The organism is Oleiphilus sp. HI0132, assembly GCF_001635845.1.
On sequence record NZ_LWGJ01000616.1, the window covers coordinates 1 to 244 of the forward strand.

Consider the following 244-nt stretch of genomic DNA (forward strand, 5'->3'; position numbering starts at 1 on the left):
TTGGGCAACGCCATTAGAGTTTTTGGCAACCAATGCTGGCGACTGTGAGGACTTCTCAATTGCAAAGTACTTTACGCTTCGGGAAATGGGAATCCCTGATGACATGATAAAAATCACCTACGTCAAAGCGCTTGAGCTGAACCAGGCTCACATGGTCCTCGCCTATTACCCGACTCCAGACGCTGAACCCCTCATTCTCGACAACCTGATTAATGAAATAAAACCAGCAGGCCAACGTACCGAC

Annotated in this window: 1 protein-coding gene; it reads left to right on the forward strand. The window is 48.4% G+C overall.

Translation table 11 applies throughout. The annotated features are described in order from the left end of the window. Nucleotides 1–244 (forward strand): transglutaminase-like cysteine peptidase (locus A3766_RS07515; RefSeq protein ID WP_197479414.1); only part of this gene is annotated, 244 nt, incomplete at both ends.